The sequence below is a fragment of the Butyrivibrio proteoclasticus genome (genome assembly GCF_900115735.1).
Taxonomy (GTDB): Bacteria; Bacillota; Clostridia; order Lachnospirales; family Lachnospiraceae; genus Butyrivibrio; species Butyrivibrio proteoclasticus_B.
In genome coordinates this window covers 36,200-61,962 of sequence record NZ_FOXO01000008.1, presented here as the reverse complement: position 1 = coordinate 61,962, position 25,763 = coordinate 36,200, and the positions used below count along the sequence as shown (strand labels likewise).

Here is a 25,763-nt window from a genome sequence, read left to right as displayed (position 1 = left end):
GAACAACAATAACAATTATACATAAAGCCTTTTATGAGGAGGGAACTTTATGAATATACAGAAATTTACACAAAAATCTATCGAAGCTGTCAATGGCTGTGAAAAAGTAGCTATTGAATACGGCAATCAGGAAATCGAACAGGAACACCTTCTCTATTCTCTTATGACTATCGAGGACAGTCTTATATCCAAACTCATAGAAAAAATGGGTATTGATAGGGAAGCTTTCTTAAACCGCATTATTTCAGCCATTGAAAAAAGGACAAAGGTTTCCGGCGGTCAGCCTTATATTGGAGCTGATTTAAATAAAGCTCTTTTGTCTGCTGAGGATGAGGCAAAGGCTCTTGGAGATCAGTATGTATCTGTCGAGCATCTGTTCATGTCACTTATAAAGAAACCAAACAGAGAGGTAAAAGAGATACTCAGAGAGTTTGGCATTGACAGGAACAGATTCCTCCAGGTTCTTTCAGAGGTAAGGGGCAACAGAAATGTCACAACCGATAACCCGGAAGCTACCTATGATACCTTAAGCAAATACGGAACCGAGCTTGTGGAAAAAGCCAAAAAGCAAAAGCTTGACCCTGTAATTGGAAGAGATACCGAGATCAGAAACGTTATAAGGATTCTTTCCAGAAAGAGTAAAAACAACCCTGTTCTTATCGGTGAACCCGGTGTTGGTAAAACTGCTGTTGTAGAGGCTCTTGCCCAGCGAATCGCAAGCGGTGATGTGCCATCTGCTCTTAAAGATAAAAAAATCTTTTCACTGGATATGGGTGCACTGGTGGCAGGTGCCAAGTATCGAGGTGAATTTGAGGAAAGATTAAAAGCAGTTCTTGAGGATGTCAAGGCTTCAGATGGCGATATAATTCTTTTCATAGATGAGCTTCATCTCATTGTAGGTGCCGGCAAAACAGATGGTGCCATGGATGCAGGTAATATGCTCAAACCTATGCTTGCCAGAGGCGAGCTCCACTGCATCGGTGCTACTACTCTCAATGAGTACAGACAATACATCGAAAAGGATGCCGCTCTTGAGAGACGTTTCCAGCCTGTTATGGTTGAAGAGCCTACAGTTGAAGACACCATCAGCATCCTTCGTGGATTAAAAGAAAGATATGAAGTATTCCACGGTGTTAAGATCATGGACAGTGCTCTCGTAAGTGCTGCTGTTCTTTCTAACAGATATATTTCCGACAGATTTCTTCCTGACAAGGCAATTGACCTTGTGGATGAAGCCTGTGCACTTATTAAAACGGAAATGGATTCAATGCCCGCTGAGCTCGATGAACTCAATCGTAAGATCATGCAGATGCAGATTGAGGAGGCAGCTCTGAAAAAGGAAGATGATTCTTTGAGCAAGGAAAGGCTCTCTAACCTACAAAAAGAGCTGGCTGAACTAAAAGAAGACTTTAATACCAGAAAAGCTCAGTGGTCCAATGAAAAAGAAGCTGTTGATAAGCTTGCAGCAATGCGTGAGCAGATCGATACCATCAATTCTGAAATAGCCATTGCCCAGAGGGACGGAGACTATGAAAAGGCTGGTGAACTTCAGTATGGAAAACTCCCTGCTCTTAAGAAGCAGCTTGAAGAGGCTGAAGAAAAAGCCAAAGAAAAAGAGGCCGATGGTGCCCTTGTACATGAGAAAGTATCTGAGGATGAAATTGCCGGGATAATCAGCAGATGGACAGGCATTCCTGTAAACAAACTGACAGAAAGTGAAAGGAACAAAACTCTCCATCTTCCTGATGAACTTCATCAGAGAGTAATTGGCCAGGATGACGCTGTTGTAAAAGTATCCGAGGCCATTATGAGATCCAAGGCAGGTATCAAGGATCCTAGTAAGCCAATTGGTTCATTCCTCTTCCTTGGTCCTACAGGTGTTGGTAAGACAGAACTTGCCAAGAGTCTTGCGCAGGCATTGTTTGATGATGAAAACAACATGGTCAGAATTGACATGAGTGAATACATGGAAAAATATAGTGTGTCCAGGCTTATAGGAGCGCCTCCAGGATATGTAGGTTATGAAGAAGGCGGTCAGCTTACAGAGGCAGTTCGTAGAAAACCTTATGCTGTAGTTCTTTTTGATGAAATAGAAAAAGCTCACCCTGATGTATTCAATATTCTTCTTCAGGTACTTGATGACGGCAGAATCACAGACTCACAGGGAAGAACTGTTGATTTCAAGAACACAATCCTGATAATGACTTCAAATATCGGAGCTTCATATCTGCTTGATGGTATCAGAGATGACGGTTCAATAAGTGAAGATGCTGAAAAGGCCACAATGGAAGATTTGCGTTCTCACTTTAGACCCGAGTTTTTGAACAGACTTGATGAAATAATAATGTTCAAGCCTCTCACCAAGGATAACATAGGCGGTATCGTTGATCTTGTAATTGATGACCTTAATAAGCGCCTGTCAGACAGAGAGATAAGCATAAATCTTACTCCCGCAGCCAAAGAGTACGTTATCGATAACGCTTATGATCCAATATATGGTGCAAGACCACTTAAGAGATATATTCAAAAATATGTAGAGACACTTTCTGCCAAGATCATTCTTGAAGATAGAGTTAAGCCACACGATACAATTAGTTTTGATGTTGAAAACGGAGAACTTGTTGCAACTGCCATGACTATATGATCAAATTTTCAGCACATGTCATGCTATTAATAAAATTGCGTGTACAATTTATCGCTTGTGCAATATTACTAAATTAAAGTGGCAAAACATGTTAGTTATTTAAAACAGTATATAAATTTTTTATAAACAAAAAATAAATATTGCATTAAGCAAACTGATATTTTATAATCCTCACTAGTTTAAAATTTAACATTTGGCAAAGCAGGCGAAAGCCTGCGGCGCAAAGCTATAGGGACTTTAAAATGTCAGCCAGTTGTGCCTTTATAAGGGTTTATTTTTGAGCATGGGACATTTTGTCCCATGCTTTTTTATATCAAAAGAAAAAAAGATTTTCAAATGATATAGCGCTCTTGACTGCTTTTTGTCAGTCGTTTTATGAAAGGGGAAAAAATGGACAAGAAAAACAAAAACATGGTACGTGGTATTATCCTTATCGCATCCGTACTCGCACTCCTGATGTCATTCTGCGTCGGAGTAATTGGATTCAGACACATTCAAAAAGCTTATCTCGCATCTTTTTCAGAAGGATTACATGCAGCTGCGGTTCTCCTTGATGATGAAGTTTCCAATCAGTTTGCAGGTGATTGGTCTTTATCAGCTGATGGTCAGCTTATGAAGGGTGATGTTGCAGTTCACGACATTTATCAGGGACAGCTTGATTCGCTCCATGAGAAAACCGGTATGCACTATACATTATTCTATGGTGATACACGCTTCGTTACATCACTTACAGACGCTACAACAGGTCAGCGTATGGAGGGCACAAAGGCTTCTGAAGCAGTAATCAGTGAAGTTCTTAATGGCGGTAACGAATATCTTGCTTCTAATTTCGAAATAGCCGGTCAGGATTGGTATGCATATTATCTTCCACTTAAGAATGCTGATGGTTCTGTAGTTGGTATGGTTTTTGCAGGTCGCGACACTTCTATTGTGACAGCCAACATGAATGCAGCTCTTAGATCAATCATATTTACATTTGTAGGGTTCTTTTTATTTAACTTCTGCGTAGCAAGGGTTCTTATCACCGCAACTACAAAGGCAATCCGTGATATAGTAGATGGTCTTAAAAACCTCCAAGATGGTGACCTTAACTTCTATATCAATGACCGTACATTTAAACGTAAAGATGAGCTTGGTGTAATTGCAGAAAGCTCTGCTATGGTCCGTGACAAGTTACAGGACGTTATCAGCGCAACAAAAAAACTTTCAGAAGACGTTACAAATTCAGGTATGAAGCTTGCTACTTCTGCTGAATCGGCATCTAACGTCGCTGAGCAGATCACAGCTGCTGTTGAAGATATCAGCCGTGGCGCTGCATCTCAGGCTGAGAGTATGGAAAGTTCAGTAGCAAACACAAACCAGATGGGTGATAGTATCGACGAAATCACAGGAAGAGTTGAAAATCTCTCAAATGCAGCAAGTGAAATGATGTCAGGTGCTCAGAGAACTGTTAATACACTTAGCACTCTCATGGACAAAAATATTGATGTAATGAGTTCTATGCAGGAAATCAACACTCAGATACGCACAACCAATGATTCAGTAAAGAACATTGCAGAAGCTTCAAACATGATCACAGCCATAGCTGAACAGACACATCTTCTTTCACTCAATGCTTCAATCGAAGCTGCAAGAGCCGGAGAATATGGTAAGGGATTCTCAGTAGTTGCTACAGAAATAGGTAACCTTTCACAGCAGTCAAAAGATGCCGCTGTTTCAATCAAGGAAATAGTAGAAAATCTTGTTGCAGAGTCACAGAAGAACGTTGAAATTATTGAAGAGCTTGGAAAGAGCATGCAGGAGCAGAATACTCAGCTCAATACTACAAAAGATGATATGGATGCAGTTGTAGAAAACGTCAACAATGTAGACAATTCTACAAAGGTAATATCCAAGAAAATTCATCTTCTTAATGAACTTAAGGCAGGATTTTCAGATATCATTACAGAGCTTTCTGCTATATCTCAGCAGAATGCTGCTTCCACACAAGAGACAAATGCTTCTATGGAAGAGCTAAACGCTACATTCTCTCTTATAAGTGGTGCAGCCAATGATCTTCGTGACATGGCAGAAACTCTCAACGAAAAAATGGCCTTCTTCACATTGGAAGAAATGCCCTCATAATCCATGCATTCTTGAATCAACAATTCAAGAATGCATCAACCAAGCCAATTTAAATCGACTTCGTCGATGAGGCTTGGTTGACTCTTCACTCATATTCTCACGAAATCCGCAGTATATGCGGATTTCTGGAATTTAGTTCAAGATGTCATACTTTCTTGCGAGTGGCATAAAATCCAGAAGTGCCCATAACTTCGGATAGATCTCGGAGTATTCGCAAAGACACAGTAAATATAAAATAATGCGCCTTGTTTTCTTTCATGCTTATTCAAAACAGAAAACAAGGCTTTTATTTTATATTAACTGTCTCTATTGCTCATACTAAATCGCTCCATCCGAAGTTATGGGCACTTCTGGATTTATGGTTTACTACACATATAAAGAATAATTTTTTTGCAAGAACAGCAGATAAACTGTCAGTGCAGGCATAGTTATGTGAACGATTTATTTTGAAATGATGATAAATGGATATAAATAAACCCACAAAAGACTTGTGTTTTGAATAAGCATGAAACAAGGCTTTTGTGGGTGTTTTATGTCCAATTTATCACATTGAAAAATACCGAGTGAACAGAACTATGCCTGCACTGACAGTTTGACTGCGTCCTCTAACAAGATAGTATACTTTCCTGTGAGCGCATCAATATTCAATGCCCAGACGAGCTTCAATGCCCCCGTCGTAGGGATGCCTTATTTTCTTCATTTCTGTAATATAATCTGCATTATCAATAAAAAAGTCAGGTGCATTTCTACCTGTTAAAACAATTTCCATATAGGCAGGCTTGTTTAGTATCAAAGCTTCAAATCTGTCCTTATCAATAATCCCGTAATTGTATGGATAGGTAGCTTCATCCATTATAAGTACATCACACTGTCCTTTTTCTACTAAATTCTCTATGTTGTCAAGTATTCTGTTATGCTCAGTTGTAAAAGCAAGAACAGAATCAGGATCATCTTTTTTAAACCACCCTAAATTCTTGCTGCTTCTGATCACTTTAATATTCTCAAGTTCGTCAAAAGAATTTAATTCCGATGTTTGTCTTCCTTTCATGAACTGGGTGAATACAACTTTTTTGCCGGAACCTGCTGCCCTTATGGCAAGTCCTATAGATGCTGTAGTCTTTCCCTTTCCATCGCCGGTATAGAGGTGGATCAGGCCTTTTGCCCTCTTATCACCGTCTCCCATGTTTTCTCTCTTCTCTTTCGACAAATCTATTTTCACATCTGCATTATCTTTCAAAACTCTTGTAGCTCCGGCATACTCACTTGTCCTGTATACGCATTTTTCAGAACTGCAGCTACTACACTTGGAATGCTTTTCCTGCTGCTTTTCAAATAGTTGAGTCCTAAACACAACACTCTTTTTGGGAACAAGCACAAAGGCGTCATTATATCTTATTTTCTTTTGTCCAAGCTTTTTCATGGCTTCAGGAATACTTTCAAGCGGAAAGTCATCACTTCCTGCAAACTGATATCCTCCGGCATAAAGACCTGTGGACTCATGGAGTCTTTCATCTATTTTTTCATAGGCAAGTGATAAAAAATCCAGTCCCAGACAATCAACAATATAGGCTTCCTGAATATTTCCCTTTTCTAAAAGATTATTCTGAAACTCATCAATTGCTCTTCCAAGACTTGCTACTACAAGTGCAGACTTTTTTCCCTCTTCATCCTCTTCGATGATATGGTGAAAAATAGCATGAACTCTTGGAGCAATCTTCCTGTAAATTCTTATTATTTCTGCTTTTTCATTGTCATTAAAATGATATCGCCTGATGAAAGCATCAATGCAGCCCTCATCAAGCGATACCTCTATTGGTTCAAATGTCATTATTATTCCTCAATTTCCGGCATTACTTTTTATCTACATCCTCAACAACTGCTTCAACATCGACAGCATTCATCTCCTGATTAACTCTCTTTGCATACTTGGAGACTCTTGATATTGTCCACAGATTGGTGATTCCATCATAAACCAGGAATATTCCGATGATAGTCACCGCTATTTCTTTTGCATCCTTAGGATTAAACAAAAGAAATGCTCCCATACCGATAGTTCCTACGGCCAGGATCAAAGAAATCCACCAAAGCGAATATCTGTAGCTGACAAGAGAGATTGTCTGTCCCAGATTCATAAGTCCGCTAAGCAGGATAAATACACCAAAGAGCTTGGGGATAAAATCGGTAAATGTATCAGGCTTAAGGAAGATCCAAACGCCAATGGCTGCAATAATAACTCCCATTGCAAATCCGCCGGACATTACAATGCTGCGCTCTTTATGCAAAAAATAGCTGAATACAAATATTACACCTGCTATTACCAGCAGGATTGCCAACGCTCTCGCCATGATGAGAAGACTTGCCTCTGTCCAGAATATAAGAACAACACCTATAACAATCATCACGATGGCTTCAATCACGTAATTTAACTTCATTTTTTTAAGTGTTTCCATACTTCGCCTCCGAATATGCTATAATGTATTAACATTCACCTTAAATTTTAACTTAATCAATGATTATTGTTAAGCATCAATTACAAAGAATAGAGAGAATAGCATGGTTATTAAAAATGTAAATCTTGAAACAGTTTGTGGAATCACAAGCACACTACCAGACAACCCTTTCCCAGAGTTTGCCTTTGCAGGAAAGAGTAATGTAGGAAAGAGTTCCCTGATAAATGGCATTATGAATCGCAAAAACTATGCCAGAACTTCACAGGAGCCAGGAAAAACTCAGACAATCAACTACTACAATATAAACAACGAGTTCTACCTTGTAGACCTTCCGGGATACGGATTTGCTCGTGTTCCTGAAAAGGTTAAGGAACAGTGGGGAAAAATGATTGAGAACTATCTCCACACATCCAAGCAGCTCCTTAGAGTTTTCCTTCTTATCGATATCCGCCATGAGCCTTCGGCCAATGACGTTCAGATGTACAAATGGATCGTTCATCAAGGCTTTCAGCCGGTTATCATTGCAACCAAAGCTGATAAGATCAAACCTTCTCAGCGTGAGAAGCACCTGAATATGTTAAGAAACGGCCTTGGTCTTCCTGATGAAATTAAAATCTTCCCATATTCAGCATTATCCAAAGAAGGCAGACAGGAAATCTACGACTTCATGGATGAACTGCTCACGGAAGTATCTCCTTCAACCGAAGCCTAAAAAAGAAGCTGTGAAAAATGATCTCTCATTTCTCACAGCTTTTATTTTTTATTTAGCCTGTTTTAATTTCTTGCTGTCCTTGTGGACGATGAGTGGCTGGCTTGTGCCATCTACAGAAGCATCTGTGATAACGCACTCACTGATGGTGTCATCAGAAGGAATCTGATACATAACATCCATCATAGTCTTCTCCATAATGGAACGAAGTCCACGGGCTCCTGTTTCTCTCTCGTAAGCCATTTCAGCAATTCTCTGAACTGCTTCATCTTCGAATGTAAGTTTTACATCATCGAAGTCAAAGAGCTTCTGATACTGCTTAACAAGGGCATTCCTTGGTTTTGTAAGGATCTTGACCAAAGCTTCCTTAGAAAGACCTTCCAAAGTAACTGTGATCGGTACACGTCCAACAAACTCAGGAATAAGACCAAACTTTACAAGATCCTGAGGTGTTACCTCTTTAAGGACCTCTCCGATCTCTCTTTCTGACTTATCAGCAATCTCTGCATTGAATCCGATTGAATTTCTATCAAGTCTTGCCTCAACGATCTTATCAAGACCATCAAATGCACCACCGCAGATGAAGAGGATATTGCTTGTATCAATCTGGATAAGCTCCTGATGAGGATGCTTTCTTCCGCCCTGAGGTGGAACACTTGCAACAGTACCTTCTACGATTTTAAGAAGTGCCTGCTGTACACCTTCACCTGAAACATCTCTTGTTATAGATACGTTCTCACTCTTTTTAGTGATCTTATCAATCTCATCGATATAAACAATTCCGTACTGAGCTCTCTCAATATCGTAATCAGCATTCTGGATAAGTTTAAGAAGAATATTCTCAACGTCCTCACCAACATATCCTGCCTCAGTGAGAGTAGTAGCATCAGCGATAGCAAAAGGAACATTTATGATCTTGGCAAGTGTCTGTGCAAGATATGTCTTACCGGAACCTGTTGGTCCGATCATGATAATGTTACTCTTTTGAAGCTCAACTTCGTTTTTGTCCTCACTCTTAGGAGCAAGAACTCTCTTGTAGTGATTATAAACAGATACCGCTAAAACCTTTTTAGCTTCATCCTGTCCGATTACATACTCATCAAGAAAGTTTCTGATTTCAACCGGCTTAAGAAGATTGATGTTCTTCTCGCTGGCTGCGACAGGTTCGTCCTCGAACTCTTCCTCTATGATATCTGCGCATATCTCAACGCATTCATCACAAATATATACTCCTGCAGGTCCTGCTATTAACTTTTTTACCTGATCCTGTGTCTTGTTACAAAAAGAACACCTGATCTCTCCGGAATTTTTTCCTGCCATAACATCTCCTTTGATTACTTAGATTCCTTCTCTACAGGACGATTCTCAATGATTGAATCAATAAGACCGTAGTCAAGAGCTTCCTGAGCTGAAAGCCAGTTGTCACGCTCTGTATCTGCGCAAACCTGCTCATATGTCTTTCCTGTATTTTCTGCAAGCATTCTGTTCATCTTCTCTTTTGTTTTGAGGATGTGCTTTGCAGCAATCTCAATTTCTGTTGCCTGACCCTGTGTTCCGCCAAGTGGCTGATGGATCATTACTTCAGCATTAGGAAGTGCCATTCTCTTACCCTTTGCACCACCTGCTAGAAGGAATGCACCCATGCTGGCAGCCATACCAATACAGATCGTACTTACATCACACTTTATATAGTGCATTGTATCGTAGATAGCCATTCCGGAAGTGATCTCTCCTCCCGGGCTGTTAATGTACATGTGTATGTCCTTGTTAGGATCCTCTGCCTCAAGGAAAAGAAGCTGTGCAACAACAATACTTGCTGAAGTAGCATTAACTTCCTCACCAAGGAATACGATTCTTTCTTTTAAAAGTCTGGAGTAAATATCATAAGATCTCTCTCCACGGCTTGTTTGTTCAATGACATAAGGTATTAAACTCATTATCTGTCCTCCAAGCTTGCCTTATCAAAAAGCATTATTTACCACTAAACCTAAATAGTGTGGTCTGCACAGCTAAAAAACTATACACAACCACACTATATTATACGGCTAATTACTGTTTTTTGAAAGTCTTTTACACAATTTAATAAACTCTTAATTATTCGCGTGTTACTGTTCACTCGCATACAGCTCGCTCCAGTAACCACTTCGCGCATTCATTCCAAATCGACTTCGTCGATGGAATGCGCTCACTCCCGTATCAAGTTCTCACGAAATGCGCAGCTTAGTGCGCATTTCTGTCTGAATTGTAACTTATTCGCTCTTTTTGAATAATTTGTTAAAAAAGCTCTTTATTGCGTTTCCAATCTTCTTGATAGGGCTTGTCTTCTCAACAGATTCATCAGCACTTCCATCTTCATTTACTGCAGGCTCTGCATCCTTTGGTGCAATTTCTTCGGATAACTCTCCACCATCCTCTATAGCCTTTGGCGCTTCATCACCTGTCTTTGGCTCAAGATCAAAATCGATTCCTGCTTCTTCCAAAGCGCTCTGCAGCGCTGCTCTCGCATCTTCAACAGCCTGCTTAACTTCAGCTAATGTGTCTTCATCAGATTCTGCGTCTATTGCTGCCTGCTCTGCATCAAGGGCATCTACAAATGCATCATATAATTCTGTAATGTTTTCTTTTACTTCTTCATCATCCAGAGCTTCGATCGTCTCAAGAAGATTTTCAAGCAAAGTTGTCATATCTGCGTCTGCTAAAGGCTTTTCTCCATCCTTAGGCTCTTCTTTAGGAGCTTCACCCTCTGGCTTTTCAGGTGCTTCACCGGTACTTGCAGCTCCTGATGCATCAGGCATTTCCGGTGGCTGCTCACCATCCTTTGGTGCCTGTCCGCCCTTTGGCGCTTCGCCCTGGGCAGGTGCCGCTCCCTGAGCAGGTGGCTGCGCATCTTTTGCCTGAGGTGCTGCCATGGCTGTAACCTGCACGGTCGCAAGCATTATAATCGCTGAAGCTATTGCTGTCATTGTTCCTATTATTCTTTTCATCATAGATTCCTCCATTTTTAATTTATTTTTAGTTCCTCACAGTAATATTTCTTGCAAGCAAACAAATATAGTGGGGTCACATTAAAAAAATTCAAAAAATCTTTTTTGGCGGGCTACCCCATTCTTTGTCCATCCATATTCGAATAATTCAATATACTCGGGAGTTAATTATGGAAAAGAATGCATTTAGCGAAGAAGTCATAGAGGTAAAGAATACTCCGTCTCAGCTGAATTCTTTTATTGAAAAAAACACAGGGTACATAAAATACTGTGCATATAAATGTGTGGGAAGATTCATAACAGAAAGCGATGATGAGTACTCCATTGCACTTAGCGCTTTCCTTGAAGCTATCGATTCTTACGATATTTCCAAAGGAGCTTTCTCAAGTTTTGCAAATCTGGTCATAAAGAGAAGGATTCTTGATCATATGAGAAAAGCAAAGCACCATGAATGCGAGCTTAGCGTAGAACCCTACCTTTTTGAAGGAGAAATAGATGAGGACAAGGAGTCTCCTATTTCATTTGAGCTCAAGGAAAAATCAGCAGATATTTCTTATTTAAAACAAAATTCCATAGACCATCAGGTAACTGTAAAGGATGAGATAGCAGAGATCAGCAGCAAGCTTACTGACTATGGTTTTAGCTTTATGGATCTGACAAAATGCTCCCCCTGCACGGAAAAGACTAAGAGAGCATGCGCCAAGGCTGTAAAGGCGATGTTAACTTCAGAAGAACTGCTGCAGAAAATGAAACGTTCAAAAACTCTTCCAATGAAAGAACTCGAGGAAAAAAGCCGGATATCAAGAAAAATGATGGATAGATACAGACGCTACATAATCACTGCAACACTGATAATAAATGGTGATTATCCACAGCTTTCAGAATATATGTGGTTTATAACAAACTCTCCATCAAATTTGTAAAGGGACAGATCATGCACGCAATTGTAATGGAAAAAAAGAAAAGAATATGTGCCGTTCTTTGCGATGACGGATGCTTTAGAAAAATAGCCGGTAACTTTGACGTCGGCCAGGAAATATCAGTCATTGCAGACTCGCCAACAACCTGTCATATAAGAGGCAAAAAAAACAGGCATCAAAGCATGTACAGATTATTTCTGCCATATGCGGCTGCTGCCCTTATCATCATTGCTGCAGGCCTCTCCTATATGTACGAGACAGCTCTTGCTTATTCCTATGTTACAGTCGATGTAAATCCATCCATAGAATACACCTTAAACAGACTGAACAAGGTAATAAACGTAACCGCCCTCAATGACGATGCTGCCGAGATTGTGGATGACCTTAGTGATAGTCTGAAAAACAAAAGTCTTTCCGATGCACTATCAGAAACAGTTGCTGTTTTGCAGGAAAACAATTATCTCCTCGGTGACGATGTCTCAATACTAATTGATGTCGTCCCCGGAAGTGAACGCTCTTACAGTAATCTTTCCTGTGATATATCCAAAGCTTTTGATGATAGCAATATCAGTCTTTGCCTCCTTGAATCTGATATAGCTTCAAGGCAGGAAGCCATTAACTCCGGTATGAGTACAGGAAGGTTCGAAGCCATGAAGCAAATAGCTGATAACACTCCTCTAACTGAAACTGATTCTTTTACCGGTGATAACAGCCAGGACTTATCAACACTTAAAGATGTTTATAAGTCACTCCCTGTAAAAGAAATACTCTCAGAGTACTCTGGTGCTGAAGGTAACGGAAATGGTCCTTCTGAAATTCCAGGCGAGATTCCAGAGGAAAACACAACTGATAAGCAAATCCCAATTGATGATCCCGAGAGCCTGCAAAATCCCGACATCCCATCCGAAGACAACAACAATCCTGATTTGCAAATAGCACCTGATAATCAAAATGCATCTCAGTTAAATGAAGCTCCCGAAGAAAATAACAGTGCTTCAGAAAATGCTCCTCCTGCAGATAACAGTCCAACTACAGAAGGTGCCCCAAACGAAAACAATAATAATGCAATAAAAGAACCGGTACCACAAGATACCGGTTCTAAAGGCATTTCAGAAATGCCGTCGGCTCCGCAAAATGCTACGCCAAAAGTACAAATTCCTTAAGCTTGTAGAGTTAGTTAAGCCTCTTCTTCTGTCTTTTTCTTTCTTGTTGTCTTCTTTGGCTTCTCTTCTGCTTCGTCATCCTTCTTAGCAGCTTTCTTTGTAGCTGTCTTCTTAGGCTTTTCCTCAGCATCATCTGCCTTCTTTGTTGTCTTCTTTGCAGCTTTCTTCTTAGCAACTTCCTTAACGTTCTCTACAAGGAAATCAGCAGCCTTCTGAACAGCGAGATCACTTCTCATTGTCTTCTGCTCAGACTCTGACATAAGCTCTTTAAGCTTGTCAAGTTCCATCTTATACTGCTCAGCCATCTTCTTAAGTTCTTCCTCGAAGTCCTCATCGCTAACTGTGATGTTCTCAACCTTAGCAACTTCTTCAAGAACAAGTCTAGCCTGAATTCTTTCGATAGCCTGTGGCTTAACCTGCTCGATCATCTTATCAACAGTGTTGCCTGTATACTGAAGGTACTGATCCATGCTCATACCCTGCATCTGAAGTCTCTGAGCAAAATCACTAACGATCTGTCTAGCCTGAGTCTCAACCATAGCCTCTGGAAGTTCCATCTCTGAATCTTCGATGACAGCCTTAACTACAGCGTCCTCTCTCTTAGCCTTCTCTTCGTTTGTCTTTCTCTCTACGAGTTTATTCTTAACATCTTCCTTGTACTCAGCAAGTGTATCGAAATCAGATACATCACTAGCGAACTCATCATTGAGCTCAGGAAGCTCTTTAGCCTTGATAGCCTTAACTGTGCACTTGAATGTTGCAGCCTTACCAGCAAGGTTCTTAGCCTGATAATCTTCAGGGAATGTTACATTAACTTCGCCTTCCTTACCAATTTCAAATCCAACAAGCTGCTCTTCGAATCCAGGAATGAAAGCACCTGATCCGATTGTAAGAGGATAATCTGTTCCCTTACCACCTTCGAATGCAACTCCATCAACAAATCCTTCAAAGTCAAGAGTAACGATATCGCCATCCTCAACAGCTCTGTCTGTTACTTCAACTGTTCTTGCGTTTGTATTTCTCTGCTTGTCGATCTCAGCATCAACATCACTGTCAGATACTTCGAGATCCATCTTCTCAGCCTCTACGCCCTTATATTTACCAAGCTTAACCGGAGGCTTAAGAGCTACTTCTGCTGTAAAGATGAAATCCTTACCAGCTTCAAGCTGCTCAACATCAATCTTAGGTGAAGAAACAACCTCTTCTCCACACTCCTCTACAGCCTTAGGATACTCTTCCTCGATAAGCTCATTAGCAGCATCCTCATAGAATACTCCCTTGCCATACATCTGCTCGATCATCTTACGAGGAGCCTTACCCTTACGGAATCCTGGGATCTGAATCTTGTTTTTGTTCTTGTCATAGGCCTTCTGGATAGCCTTCTCAAGCTGCTCTGCAGATACTTCGATCTTAAGCTTAGCCATGCTCTTCTCAAGCTTCTCTACTGTTACGCTCATTTTTGCTAAATTCTCCTTCTAAAAATTGTTTATATAAAGGGTTTTTTAACCCTTTTGGCCTTTTAGGCACAATCGCTTGTAGATTATAACATAGCTAAATATTTTTTTCCACAACAATTTATCTTAAAAAAGTCAATTCTCATCAAATCGTTACTGTTCACTCGCATACAGCTCGCTCCAGTAACCACTTCGCGCATTCATTCCAAATCGACTTCGTCGATGGAATGCGCTCACTCCCGTATCAAGTTCTCACGAAATGCGCAGCTTAGTGCGCATTTCTGTCTGAACAGTAACATCAAATCGTTACTGTTCACTCGCATACAGCTCGCTCCAGTAACCACTTCGCGCATTCATTCCAAATCGACTTCGTCGATGGAATGCGCTCACTCCCGTATCAAGTTCTCACGAAATGCGCAGCTTAGTGCGCATTTCTGTCTGAACAGTAACATCAAATCACAATTTTACTGAGCTCATATGAGAGTTGCTGTATTTCACATCACCGGTAACATCCTCAAAGAACCACTTTGCCGGCTTATACGCTCTTGCAGCCTCTTCACTCGGAAATTCAACTTCCGCAAGAATGGTCCCTTCAAAAGGCGCATCAAAAATATCCAGTTCTATCTTTATCTTTCCCTCTTCTACAGCCTTTTTTATACCCGGATCACCGGCAAAAAAAGCTTCATCAAATCCATCGCTGTTTAATGGAATAAGGTATCTCTTTTTCCTTATCATATTGCCATCAGCCTTGAGCACAAGATGATCATAAGATTCTTTATCAAGGGGCATGTTATATTCTACTTTACCTATCAGCCTGCTTTGACCATCCTGCGATGGATCTTCATTTTCCATGGAAGATTCCTTATATGTCATGTAATAGATGTTATCTTCTCTGCGCACCCTGACTGCCGGGTGAACATTAAGATACCCCTGCTCAATAACATGGTAGGGGTATCGCTCTAAATCCTTGGGAAGTTGTTTTACTGTAAATTTGCGTTCAATTTCTATTCCCATATTTTTCCTCTTTTAAAAAAATTACTGCCTATATACTATTTTTGCAGACATATCCTATGCCGCTATTTTGCCCTGGAATTTCTCAATATTGGTAAATCCAAAAGGAATTGCTGTTCATGATCTCTTCCTGGTAGATTCACCCTCGATCAGTTCACCGGGGAATATTATGTGACGATGTCCGCTCTCTCCGTCAATGATATCAAACAATAACTTCATGGTCGCCTTTGATATATCTTCAAGGGGCTGCCTTACCGTTGTAAGTCTGGGCACACAGAACCTTGAAATATCCTGTCCATCAAATCCTGCCACACTCACATCTTCCGGAACTCTTATACCTGCGTCGGCAAAAGCCCTTAGAGCACCAACAGCCAGCACATCCGAGATACAATAAAGAGCAGAAAACTCTTCGCCGGACTCAATAAGCGCCTTGGTGGTCTGGTAACCGTTCTCCATGGAATAAATTCTCTTATCAACCAGCCGGATAAGGTTCTTATTTATCTCTATGCCATTTGCCTTAAGTGCTTCAATATAACCTTCAAGACGAAGCTTTACTATAGAAGGCTTATCACTGCCTTCAGATAAAATTGCTATTTTTTTATGTCCAAGTCCAATCAGATACTCAGTCATTTTTCGGCTTTCAAGCATATCATCCACAGAAACTGTCGAATACTCTTTTTTGCTTAATTTCTCTGATACTTCAGAACCAATAGTAGCAAAAACAACAGGAACATTTAGCTGTTTTATTTTTGAAGAAGAATGTCTGGAACTTCCTCCCATGAATATTATTCCGCGAAGTCTCTTTTCTTTTTCAAGCTCTAGAGCCACGTCAAGCTCGTCCTCATATGCCTCAACATGCCTAAGGACCAGAGCATATTTGCGATTCTCCGCTTCCTGTTCTGCTATCTGTATCATAGGGGTAAAAAAGGGATTGGTTATACCCTTTACTAAAACTGCAATACACTTTGCATCTGTGCGCTTTAAGTTCCTCGCACTGTTATTGGGAACATATCCTGTTTCCTTTATTACCTCAAGAATCCTTTTTTTGGTCTCAGGATTGATATCTGAGTGGTCATTGATTGCCCTCGATACAGTGCTGACACCAACACCGCACCTTTTCGCAATCTCAACTATTGTAATACCTGCCATATCATCCACCTATCTTCTATGAAACTACAAGTCCGATGCTGCGTAGATGTTTATCCACACACCATCGGATCTGTTTTTCTCTTTATCTCAATCTTCCATAGATTCTAGCATAATCATGCATTCCAGCGCAAAGAGAATCTGAAAGTGCATCCTTTTTCATGCGCCATACCCAGTTGCCACCAAGTGTTGAAGGAGTATTGATCCTTGCGCTTGCATCAAGTTCAAGATAATCCTGCATGGGAATAATAGCCGTGTCAGAAACACTTGCAAATGCAAATCTTATCATTGCCTTAACAGCATCCTTTGCATAGGTGATACCAAGATATTCCTTGGCAAATCTCTTGTCATTCCTTGGAAGTGCATCAAACCAGCCTCTGCAGGTTTCATTGTCATGAGTTCCGGTATAAACGATGCAATTCTTTGTATAGTTATGAGGCAGATAGTCGCTCTCCTCTCTTGAATCAAAAGCAAATTCAAGAATCTTCATTCCAGGGAAACCTGTCTTTTTAACGAGCTTTATCACTGAAGGTGTCAAAAATCCAAGGTCCTCAGCAATAACTCTCTGCTCCCCAAGTTCTTTTTTCATAATATCGAAAAATTCAATTCCCGGTCCTTTTCTCCACTCACCTATTTCAGCAGTAGGATTACCATATGGAATTGCATAATACTCATCAAATCCTCTGAAGTGATCTATTCTTACAACATCATACAGCTTAAAGCAGTGTGACAGTCTTTTCATCCACCACTTATAGCCTGTTTTCTTGTGATAATCCCATCTATACAAAGGATTGCCCCAAAGCTGGCCTGTTGCGCTGAATGCATCCGGCGGGCATCCTGCAACATCTGTAGGAACGTTGTTCTTATCAAGTTGGAACAGTTCAGGGTTAGCCCATGTGTCAGCGCTGTCAAATGCCACATAGATCGGGATATCTCCGACTATATCAATACCATTTTCATTGGCATAGGCCTTGAGCGCTTTCCACTGCTTCGAGAAAAGAAATTGTAAAAAGCTGTAAAAATCAATCTCTTCACTATATTTTTCAGAAGCATTTTTAAGTGCTTCTTTCTTTCTAAGTCTGACACCCTCTTCCCAGGTATCCCACGCCATGCCGCCATTGGCATTTTTAAGAGCCATGAAAAGAGAATAGTCCAAAAGCCAGTCATTATCAGGATCAGCTTTGAAAGACTCAAATTCTTTTTTTATCTCAGCAGAATTAGAAACGTTATCAAGATTGTCATAAGCTTTTTTCAAAAGCTTAAACCTTGATCTGTAAAGCTTCTCATAATCGATATAATCTTCTCTATCACCAAAATCACACTTATCAGCGTCATCTTTTTTCAAAAATCCCTCTTCAATAAGGGATGTAATATCAATAAAATATGGATTCCCTGCAAAGGTCGAAAAAGACTGATACGGAGAATCACCATAACTTGTAGGGCCAAGAGGAAGAATCTGCCAGTAGCTCTGTCCTGCCTTTTTCAAAAAATCAACAAATTCATACGCCTGCTTTGAAAATGTTCCGATTCCGTACTCAGACGGAAGAGAAAAAATAGGAAGTAAAACTCCACATGCTCTTGTCTTCTTTTTACTTTTATTAGCCATAACCAATCCTCTCAACACTTATCAAAATCTATAGTTGCACCAGTTCTTTTGCATATTTCAAGCATTTCCGGCAAAAGAGCTATGGAAAAACATGCCATTCCCGGTAACGTTTCCATAGCTCTACTTTATCAGTTTATAAAAACTATTTCAAGTAAAAAAATATCAAGCGCCCTGCTCTTCAAATGGAGTCTTTTTAATACCCCAAATAAGATTTCGCCATTGTTCAAGCTGCTCTACTGTCATAAATCCATTAGAAGTGCCCATGTAACCAATCTTATATGATGCAAATAGCAAAGCATTCTTTATGGCATTTACACTATCTCCTGTTTCCATGTAATAGTGAAGGAAGCATGCAAACAGCGCATTACCTGCACCAATTGTATTGACAACTTCATTGGTCTTTACTGTCTTGTAATGAGCCTTTATATTCTTGGTCTTGTCAAAAAGGATAAGTCCTTCACTACCCTGTCCAAGAATGATGACCTCTGTTCCATAGGATGATGCCATTCTGTCTATGAAATCATATGGATCCTCAGAAAGAGTATCATCACTAAAATACAGGACTTTTGCAGGCTCAAGGAAATCTGTGTTGTATTTTTCCTTTTCAGGATTATAGTTTCTGATATTTACTGCAATTGGCTTTTTTAGCTCCGCAGCGGTCTTGGCAAAAGGTCTGCAGAAATTGGCATTGGCAAGAACCATCATGTCACATACCCCTGCAATAGGCGTAACCACATTCATGTCATAGACATTTTCTCTAAGGTCCTTAATGTCCTCAAAAGTCTGCTGCTTTCTCTGCTTGTCATACAGCACCACCTCCGTAGGAGTTTCCTTCATCTGAGGAATAATATAGTCAGTAGAAAGAGTTATCTTTCTGTCAGGCGGATTGATAAGACCAAGATCCTGATTTCTTCCTACAATGGACATGAATGTAACCTCATCTCCCAGCCACTTAAGAGCAAGTGACTCATTGTAAGCATCACCGCCCATGGCTGTATAGATAGAATCCTGCACGCTGGTCAATGGTGCATAGCTTACAGGAATCTTATCAACTCTGACAATTGTTTCAATCTGTGTTACTCCTGCTACTAAAAAATTGCTCATGTTTGCCTCCTTTTTATGAGAGAACCATTTTGCTCACCATATCAATATATTCAATGACTTCTTCCAAAAACAGATCCGATCTGAAGGTGTCCTGCTTCAGTTCTTTTTCCATGACACCATCTACAGTGTAATCGAGCATATTCCATACGTTATTATAGCTAATTTCAGGAGGGAAAACTGTTATATCAGCCCTTTCTCTTAAGGCTTCCATTATCCTCTGATACTTTTCGCGCCTTTCAAGGATTTCAGAGAGAGCCTCCGCATACGTCTCTTCCTCTGCTCTTTTAAGGAAAAGATATATGTAAGGATACTGGCCCATGGAAGCTGCCTTGGCTGTAACTATCTGTTTATACAGTTCAAAGTACCCTGTCTCCCCTTTATCCACATTCTGTGCAAGTTCAAGCGTAACAAAACGAGTTGCATAATCATAAAGAAAAGAATATAGCCCGATCTTGCTTCCGAAATAGTGAAATAGTAGTCCCTTACTTATTTCGGCAACTTTAACAATTTCATCAGTGCTTGCATGATAATAGCCGTAACTGGAAAATACCAAAAGTGCAGCATTTATCATGCGGTCCTGTTTCTCTTTTTTTAGTTCAAAAAATTTTTCATTCATCCTGCATCACCTACGAAGCCCAAATTGACTACAACAGTCTAGATTAAATATAGCATTTTACCAAGTCCAGTTCAAACGTTTTATCGTACTTTATCAATTTTTAATCATTAATATGGTATACTAGTACTATCTATAAATATAGTCTTTCGGCAGGTATTCGTATGTACGATTTTTTGAGAACTTACCAACTTGATATCATGCTGTTTCTAAGTGGTGGCTGTGGAGTATTGACAATCCTTGCTTTGTCGACCAAAACTCTTACCAAGTCTCGAAAACACGCTCTTGTTTCCATGGAACTTTCTTCCATGTTTCTTCTTATTTCTGACAGGATTGCATATATTTACAGAGGTGATATATCAGAAAAAGGATACTGGATGGTAAGGATAAGTAATTTCCTCGTTTATTTGCTGTCCTTATATGTATCCCACGCTTTTAACGTATATCTGCTAGACATATTAAAAACGACAGTAAAGCCTAAAAAGCCACCGATACTTCTGGTTATCAGTGAATTTCTTTTCACTATCGGTGCACTTATGATAGTCGCTAACCTCTTTACCAAATTCTATTATCACTTTGACGAGTCCAATCACTATGTGAGAAACCCGGGATTTCTTGTGTCATATTTATTCCCACTTTCTATAACTATGCTCCAGATTGTCACTATCATCAGGATCAGAAAATATTTGTACCGCAGTTCTACTATCTTTCTGCTTCTGTTTAGCATTCTTCCATACGTGGCAACTGTAATACAGATCTTTTCCTATGGTCTTTCGCTTACAAACATGACCATAGTTGGAATGGTAGTGCTTGCCTATGTATTTGAGATCATTAATATGAATAAGCTTGAAGAAGCCAAAATGGCTGCCGAAAAGGCCAATAATGCAAAGTCCAGATTCCTGGCAAATATGTCTCATGAGATCAGAACTCCTATCAATACCATCATGGGAATGGATGAGATGATCTTAAGGGAAGATGCCACCGGCGTTCCAAAGCCATATTTCATGTCAATTACAAACTACGCACTCGATATCAGATATGCCTCTGAATCTTTGCTTGGACTTATCAATGACATTCTGGATATTTCCAAGATCGAATCAGGTAAAATGCACATTGTTGAACAGGAATATGACGTTACTACACTTCTTAGGGGCATAATCACCATGATCCGCATAAGAAGTAACCAGAAAGACCTGTACTTTGAACTTGATATAGATAAAGAACTGCCTGCAAAACTTTATGGAGATATGGGAAAAATCAAGCAGATAATTCTTAATCTCTTAACAAACGCCGTAAAATACACAGAAGTAGGCGGCTTTACTCTTACTGCAAAAGTTCTCTCAGTAGAAGGTGATAATTGTAATCTTCTTTTCTCTGTAAAAGATACCGGAATAGGTGTAAAAAAAGAAGATATCCCTAAGCTCTTTTCAGCTTTTGAAAGACTTGACGAAGAGAGAAACAACAGTATTCAGGGAACAGGACTTGGACTTGATATCTCCAGACAGTTCTCGGAGCTTTTAGGCGGAAGCCTCACCTGCGAAAGTGTCTATGGTGAAGGTTCTACTTTTATTTTCAAAGTAAACCAGAAAATAATTGACGCCACTCCTATTGGAGAGTTTAAGGAAACAGAAGAAACGAAATCTGTCGGACTCCACGTGGCCGGATTTACAGCAGAAGATGCCAGAATTCTGGTTGTTGATGACAACTCCATGAACCTTGCTGTTGTAAAAGGATTCCTTAAGCCCATCAAAGTGCAGATTGACACAGCTGAATCAGGCTTTGCCTGCCTGGATATGCTAAAAGAAAATAATTATGACCTTCTTCTTTTAGATCACATGATGCCAGGAATGGATGGAATCGAAACCCTTGAAAAGGTAAGAGAATTTAACAAAGAAATACCTGCCATTGCCCTGACCGCAAATTATATGGCAAACGGCGATGGATTCTATGGTTCAAAGGGCTTTATCGGATATATCAGTAAACCTATTGATTCAAATGTTTTAGAGAAAGCACTTCTCGACAATATTCCAAAGGAAAAGATCAAAGAGGCTGTTTCTCCTATAATTCCTGAAGAAAGTCCGGAACTGCCTCCTGATAAAAAGTGGCTTGAAGAGGTAGAAGGTATTAAAGCTGAAGATGGAATCAAAAACTCCGGTGGTGCCATAGGCTTTGTTTTCTCTGCACAGCTCTTTTACGACACCATAGATGAGAATGCAAAAGTAATTGAAAACGCCTACAAAGAAAACGACATAAAACTCTACACAATTAAGGTTCATGCCTTAAAGAGCTCTGCCCGCATTATTGGAGCTAATGAGCTTTCAGACCTTGCAAAGTCGCTTGAGGACGCTGGAAACAAATCCGATTTGGGCTTTATTACCACCCACAACGATGAGCTTCTCGAAATGTACAGGAGCTTTAAAGATAAGCTTTCAAAACTTGGCAACAAAGAAACCTCTGACGACACAGGAAAAGAGCTCATTTCTTCTGATGATCTTAGCAGTGCATATTCCACATTAAAAGAAATAGCTGAGCAGATGGACTATGATAGTGCTGAATTAGTCCTTGCCCAGCTAAATGATTACGCTCTTCCAAAAGAGGATAAAGCTGTATTTGATAATATTGCAACAGCCCTTAAGGCCTTTGATTGGGATAAGATCGATGAACTTTTATCATCTCACTGATCTATTTTAATAAATTTTCCATTTCATCCCAGTCCGCCTTTTTAAGAAGGTCCTGAAGTTTATTTATCTTCTCCTTTTCTTCAGAAGGAAGATCATATTTATCAAGTTCATTAAGTACCATTTCTACCGCATCATAATCCATTGCAGGGACAAGTTCTTTAAGAGCGCCGTAGGCATCTTTCAGCATGTCCTCTGTAATGGTTTCTTTTTCGCCTTCGTTCTGATGTCTTTTGGCAAAATAGTCGTGCAGTTTTACTTTGTAACTCCTGTAGAGCAATAAAAGAGCGTTTGTCTTTTCTTTAATAAGTTCGATATTTCCACTCTTTCCCGCTTCTTCAAGACTAAGTGCCAGCTCTGAAAGTTCTTTTGCACCTATTATCCTTGCAGTACTCTTCAGGGCGTGCACTTTAATGGTGTAAAAACTATAGTCCTCTGAAGTAAAAGCATCCTCTATCTCTTTGGACTTATCATCGATTGTCCCATAGAAAGTATCAAGAAATTTTTCAAGAGAATCAGTACTTCCGCAGAAGTTGATACCGTCATCAAGATTTATTCCTTCAATGCCTACCAGTTTTTTTAGACTCTCAGAAAGATGCGGCTTTTCTCTTTCAACTTCATTTGGGTCAACCTCGTGAATGAGCTTGTCAGGCAAGTACTTTCTGATAGTTTCTTCAAGCAGATCTCCATCAACCGGTTTAGCCAGATAATCGATAAATCCCTTGCTTCTATAGTAATCCCTTCCATCATGAGCAGCATTGGCTGTAAGCGCAATTACCGGAATCTCAACTGTGATCTGATGTATTTCCTGAAGAGTCTCAATACCATCCATACCAGGCATCATGTGGTCCAGCAAAATAAGGTTATAGCTGTCATCCAATTTATCAAGACACTCTCTACCACTCATGGCTGTAACGATATTTATCTTAGACCTCTTTAAGAGACCAAGTACAACCTGAAGGTTCATCTCATTATCGTCAACTACCATGATCTTAGCGTCAGGTGCAACAAATTTAGGAATATATTTTCCGACATGCTTCTCATCATGTTTCTCAACAAATTCGCCTATAGGGTCATTGTTTATCACCTTTTGACTTATTGTGAAGAAAAACGTCGAACCCTCACCGTATTCACTTTCGCACTTAAGTTCTCCGCCCATGAGCTTAACAAATTGTCTTGAGATGTTAAGACCAAGGCCTGTTCCCTGAATAGCTTCATTTTTTACTTCATCAACTCGTTCAAATGGCGCAAAGATTTTTTCTATATCCCCGGATTTAATGCCTATTCCGGTATCCTTAACGCCAAAATACAGATCACACCTGTCGCCGTCTGAGCGAAGCATTGCAAGCTTTAAAGTAAAGCCACCCTCATTCGTGTATTTTATAGCATTCGTGAGAAGATTTAAGACAACCTGCTTAAGTTTTCCTACATCACCATAAAGCATTTTGGGTATATCTTTATCTATCTCAACTTTGAAATCCAATCCCTTTTCATTGCTTTTAACACGTATCATTGAAACTATACTTCTAAGAGCTTCCGCTGTGTCATAATTCTGCTCTAACAAATTCATCTTCCCTGATTCTATCTTTGACAGATCAAGGATATCATTTATCAGTCCTAAAAGAATTTCAGAGGCTTTCTTAATAGATGCGGCATACCCCTGAATATTTTCCACATAGTCCCTTGAAACACCTTCTGTATCCTGTCGAAGTATCATCTCGTCCATGCCCATTATGGTATTAATAGGCGTTCTGATCTCATGCGACATATTTGCAAGGAATCTTGTCTTTGCCCTGTTGGCACTGTCAGCTTCCTCTTTTGCTTCACGAAGCATGTCGTACTGTCTGTCCAAAATTGTATGATATTTAGCTGCCAGCCAGACACCCAAAGAAATACTAAGAAAAAGAAAACTCACGGCAACCAGCAGCACTCTTATAGTAAAATCATGTCTATAACTTAGTATATCTTTCATGGACATATCTGCGCCAACATACGCTACGCATTCTCCTGCACTGTTATACACAGGCTGAAGTCCTGTTATATACCAGCCGCTGTCATCATTGATCTCCACAGGATTAATTTTTTCACCTGCCACAAGCTGCGGAACATAAGGCAAAAACCCTTCAATATGAGGATGATACTCACCAATAGAACCACCCACCTTAAATCCAGGATCAGAATCAAAAATAATATAATATCCATTTTCTTTTATCTGATAAACATATGCTCTGTCTACTCCGGGAGAATTAACACAGGTCGCAACTAACAGCCCCTCAAGTTCGAGGTATTTTTGACTTGAAAAACCTTCCTGAAGAAAAACAGACATCATATCACCATCAAAGGCTCCTGCAATCAGTCTGGTCACACCACTTACCTGCTCAATCCTATCGCGTATGGCATTTTCGTTATAGAGTGAAATACTCACATATGAAATAACTGCTGAAAGAAATGTTGCTTCCAAAGCAATAATGGACAAAAGTCTTATTCTAATCTTTCGACGATTCATGTTATTATATTCGCCATTATAAAACTGTTCCTTTGCCACTTCAGAATAGTTTATCTCTCTGTTCCATATCCCTTCCCTTATTCCACCTGGTATCAGCCATACAAGTAAGAGAGCAATGACTACAGTCAGGGTTTTATCAATAAAACTGACTGCTACATCACCAATAATATAGGAAAGCATATATGGAAGGTCTGCCTTGTCCAAAATAAGCGCAGTAAATCCAGCAACCAGTTCATTTTCAGGTACTCCAATAATAGACCACTCGATAAATGCCGAGAGGGTACCTGATATTATAGATATCACAGAAATAAAAGAAATAAGTCCAAACTTTCTCTTAAGATAATTCTTATAAAAGAATCTTGCAGAACAAAGCGCAACAACCATATTTACAATGGCAAAATACAAGGATACGCCATCAAAATAATTGCCTGCCACATTTGTCATAAGCGCAACAAAAAGGCCTGCAAACAAGCCACATTCAGCAGAGGCGAATACTGTTCCTACAGTATCAATAAAAAGCGGTAGTCCAAAAAAACCGGAAATCCATTTTCCGGCAAGGTTCAAAAGGATTCCCGCCAGGATCAACGTCACCTTGTATATATATATTTCTTTTGATGAATAATCTTTAAAAGTTCTTTTCCTCATCAGATA

General features: G+C 39.9%; 18 protein-coding genes and 1 riboswitch. Of the genes, 6 read left to right on the top strand and 12 right to left on the bottom strand.

Annotated elements, in window-relative coordinates; all coding sequences use genetic code 11:
* Positions 1–49: 49 nt before the first annotated feature.
* Positions 50–2,644, top strand: coding sequence for an ATP-dependent chaperone ClpB (gene clpB / locus BM146_RS06655; protein ID WP_074886210.1), 2,595 nt, complete (start codon positions 50–52; stop codon positions 2,642–2,644).
* Positions 2,645–2,829: 185 nt separating this feature from the next.
* Positions 2,830–2,905: riboswitch (cyclic di-GMP riboswitch) on the top strand.
* A 129-nt stretch (positions 2,906–3,034) separates the two neighbouring features.
* Positions 3,035–4,768: a methyl-accepting chemotaxis protein gene (locus BM146_RS06650; RefSeq protein ID WP_074886207.1), complete on the top strand. Its 1,734-nt coding sequence runs from the start codon at positions 3,035–3,037 to the stop codon at positions 4,766–4,768.
* Between the two features lie 637 nt (positions 4,769–5,405).
* Here the strand turns inward: BM146_RS06650 and BM146_RS20000 are convergent.
* Both BM146_RS20000 and BM146_RS06640 read right to left on the bottom strand, forming a co-directional pair.
* On the bottom strand, positions 5,406–6,596 hold the full coding sequence (locus tag BM146_RS20000) for a cob(I)yrinic acid a,c-diamide adenosyltransferase (protein WP_242949356.1): 1,191 nt from the start codon (positions 6,594–6,596) through the stop codon (positions 5,406–5,408).
* Between the two features lie 22 nt (positions 6,597–6,618).
* Positions 6,619–7,218, bottom strand: coding sequence for an HdeD family acid-resistance protein (locus BM146_RS06640; protein ID WP_074886204.1), 600 nt, complete (start codon positions 7,216–7,218; stop codon positions 6,619–6,621).
* A 103-nt stretch (positions 7,219–7,321) separates the two neighbouring features.
* Between BM146_RS06640 and yihA the strand changes: the two genes are divergently transcribed.
* Positions 7,322–7,930, top strand: a complete 609-nt coding sequence (gene yihA / locus BM146_RS06635) for a ribosome biogenesis GTP-binding protein YihA/YsxC (protein ID WP_074886201.1) — start codon at positions 7,322–7,324, stop codon at positions 7,928–7,930.
* Between the two features lie 48 nt (positions 7,931–7,978).
* Here the strand turns inward: yihA and clpX are convergent, their stop codons facing one another.
* From clpX to BM146_RS06620, 3 genes are all read right to left on the bottom strand, one after another.
* Positions 7,979–9,247: an ATP-dependent Clp protease ATP-binding subunit ClpX gene (gene clpX / locus BM146_RS06630; protein ID WP_074886199.1), complete on the bottom strand. Its 1,269-nt coding sequence runs from the start codon at positions 9,245–9,247 to the stop codon at positions 7,979–7,981.
* Positions 9,248–9,261: 14 nt separating this feature from the next.
* Positions 9,262–9,864 carry an ATP-dependent Clp endopeptidase proteolytic subunit ClpP gene (gene clpP, locus BM146_RS06625; protein WP_074886196.1) on the bottom strand — a complete coding sequence of 201 codons (603 nt, stop codon included), beginning with the start codon at positions 9,862–9,864 and terminating at the stop codon, positions 9,262–9,264.
* A 312-nt stretch (positions 9,865–10,176) separates the two neighbouring features.
* Positions 10,177–10,914, bottom strand: coding sequence for a hypothetical protein (locus tag BM146_RS06620; RefSeq protein WP_074886193.1), 738 nt, complete (start codon positions 10,912–10,914; stop codon positions 10,177–10,179).
* A 167-nt stretch (positions 10,915–11,081) separates the two neighbouring features.
* Here BM146_RS06620 and BM146_RS06615 point away from each other — a divergent pair, with 167 nt between their 5' ends.
* Complete coding sequence (locus tag BM146_RS06615) at positions 11,082–11,834, top strand: sigma factor (protein WP_074886190.1); 753 nt, start codon at positions 11,082–11,084, stop codon at positions 11,832–11,834.
* A 26-nt stretch (positions 11,835–11,860) separates the two neighbouring features.
* Positions 11,861–12,994: an anti-sigma-I factor RsgI family protein gene (locus BM146_RS06610; RefSeq protein WP_207649902.1), complete on the top strand. Its 1,134-nt coding sequence runs from the start codon at positions 11,861–11,863 to the stop codon at positions 12,992–12,994.
* Between the two features lie 14 nt (positions 12,995–13,008).
* Here the strand turns inward: BM146_RS06610 and tig are convergent, their stop codons facing one another.
* The 6 genes from tig to BM146_RS06580 all read right to left on the bottom strand — a co-directional run bounded on the left by tig (position 13,009) and on the right by BM146_RS06580 (position 19,931).
* Entirely contained in the window at positions 13,009–14,451 is a 1,443-nt protein-coding gene (gene tig / locus BM146_RS06605; protein ID WP_074886183.1) for a trigger factor, read from the bottom strand.
* 453 nt (positions 14,452–14,904) lie between these two features.
* A complete protein-coding gene (locus BM146_RS06600; protein WP_330391764.1) occupies positions 14,905–15,462 on the bottom strand; it encodes a CYTH domain-containing protein in 558 nt (185 codons plus the stop codon).
* Between the two features lie 114 nt (positions 15,463–15,576).
* Positions 15,577–16,608, bottom strand: coding sequence for a LacI family DNA-binding transcriptional regulator (locus BM146_RS06595; RefSeq protein WP_074886182.1), 1,032 nt, complete (start codon positions 16,606–16,608; stop codon positions 15,577–15,579).
* An 82-nt stretch (positions 16,609–16,690) separates the two neighbouring features.
* Complete coding sequence (malQ, locus tag BM146_RS06590) at positions 16,691–18,211, bottom strand: 4-alpha-glucanotransferase (protein WP_074886178.1); 1,521 nt, start codon at positions 18,209–18,211, stop codon at positions 16,691–16,693.
* Positions 18,212–18,373: 162 nt separating this feature from the next.
* Positions 18,374–19,315: a carbohydrate kinase family protein gene (locus tag BM146_RS06585; RefSeq protein ID WP_074886176.1), complete on the bottom strand. Its 942-nt coding sequence runs from the start codon at positions 19,313–19,315 to the stop codon at positions 18,374–18,376.
* A 13-nt stretch (positions 19,316–19,328) separates the two neighbouring features.
* Positions 19,329–19,931: a TetR/AcrR family transcriptional regulator gene (locus tag BM146_RS06580; RefSeq protein ID WP_074886173.1), complete on the bottom strand. Its 603-nt coding sequence runs from the start codon at positions 19,929–19,931 to the stop codon at positions 19,329–19,331.
* A gap of 161 nt (positions 19,932–20,092) precedes the next feature.
* On the opposite strand from BM146_RS06580, the gene BM146_RS06575 reads away from it, so the two are divergent.
* Positions 20,093–22,609, top strand: a complete 2,517-nt coding sequence (locus BM146_RS06575) for an ATP-binding protein (protein ID WP_074886171.1) — start codon at positions 20,093–20,095, stop codon at positions 22,607–22,609.
* A 1-nt stretch (position 22,610) separates the two neighbouring features.
* On the opposite strand, the gene BM146_RS06570 is transcribed toward BM146_RS06575, so the two are convergent.
* The gene (locus BM146_RS06570) at positions 22,611–25,757 is read right to left on the bottom strand and encodes an ATP-binding protein (protein WP_074886168.1); all 3,147 of its coding nucleotides are present in this window, start codon (positions 25,755–25,757) and stop codon (positions 22,611–22,613) included.
* Positions 25,758–25,763 lie beyond the last annotated feature (6 nt).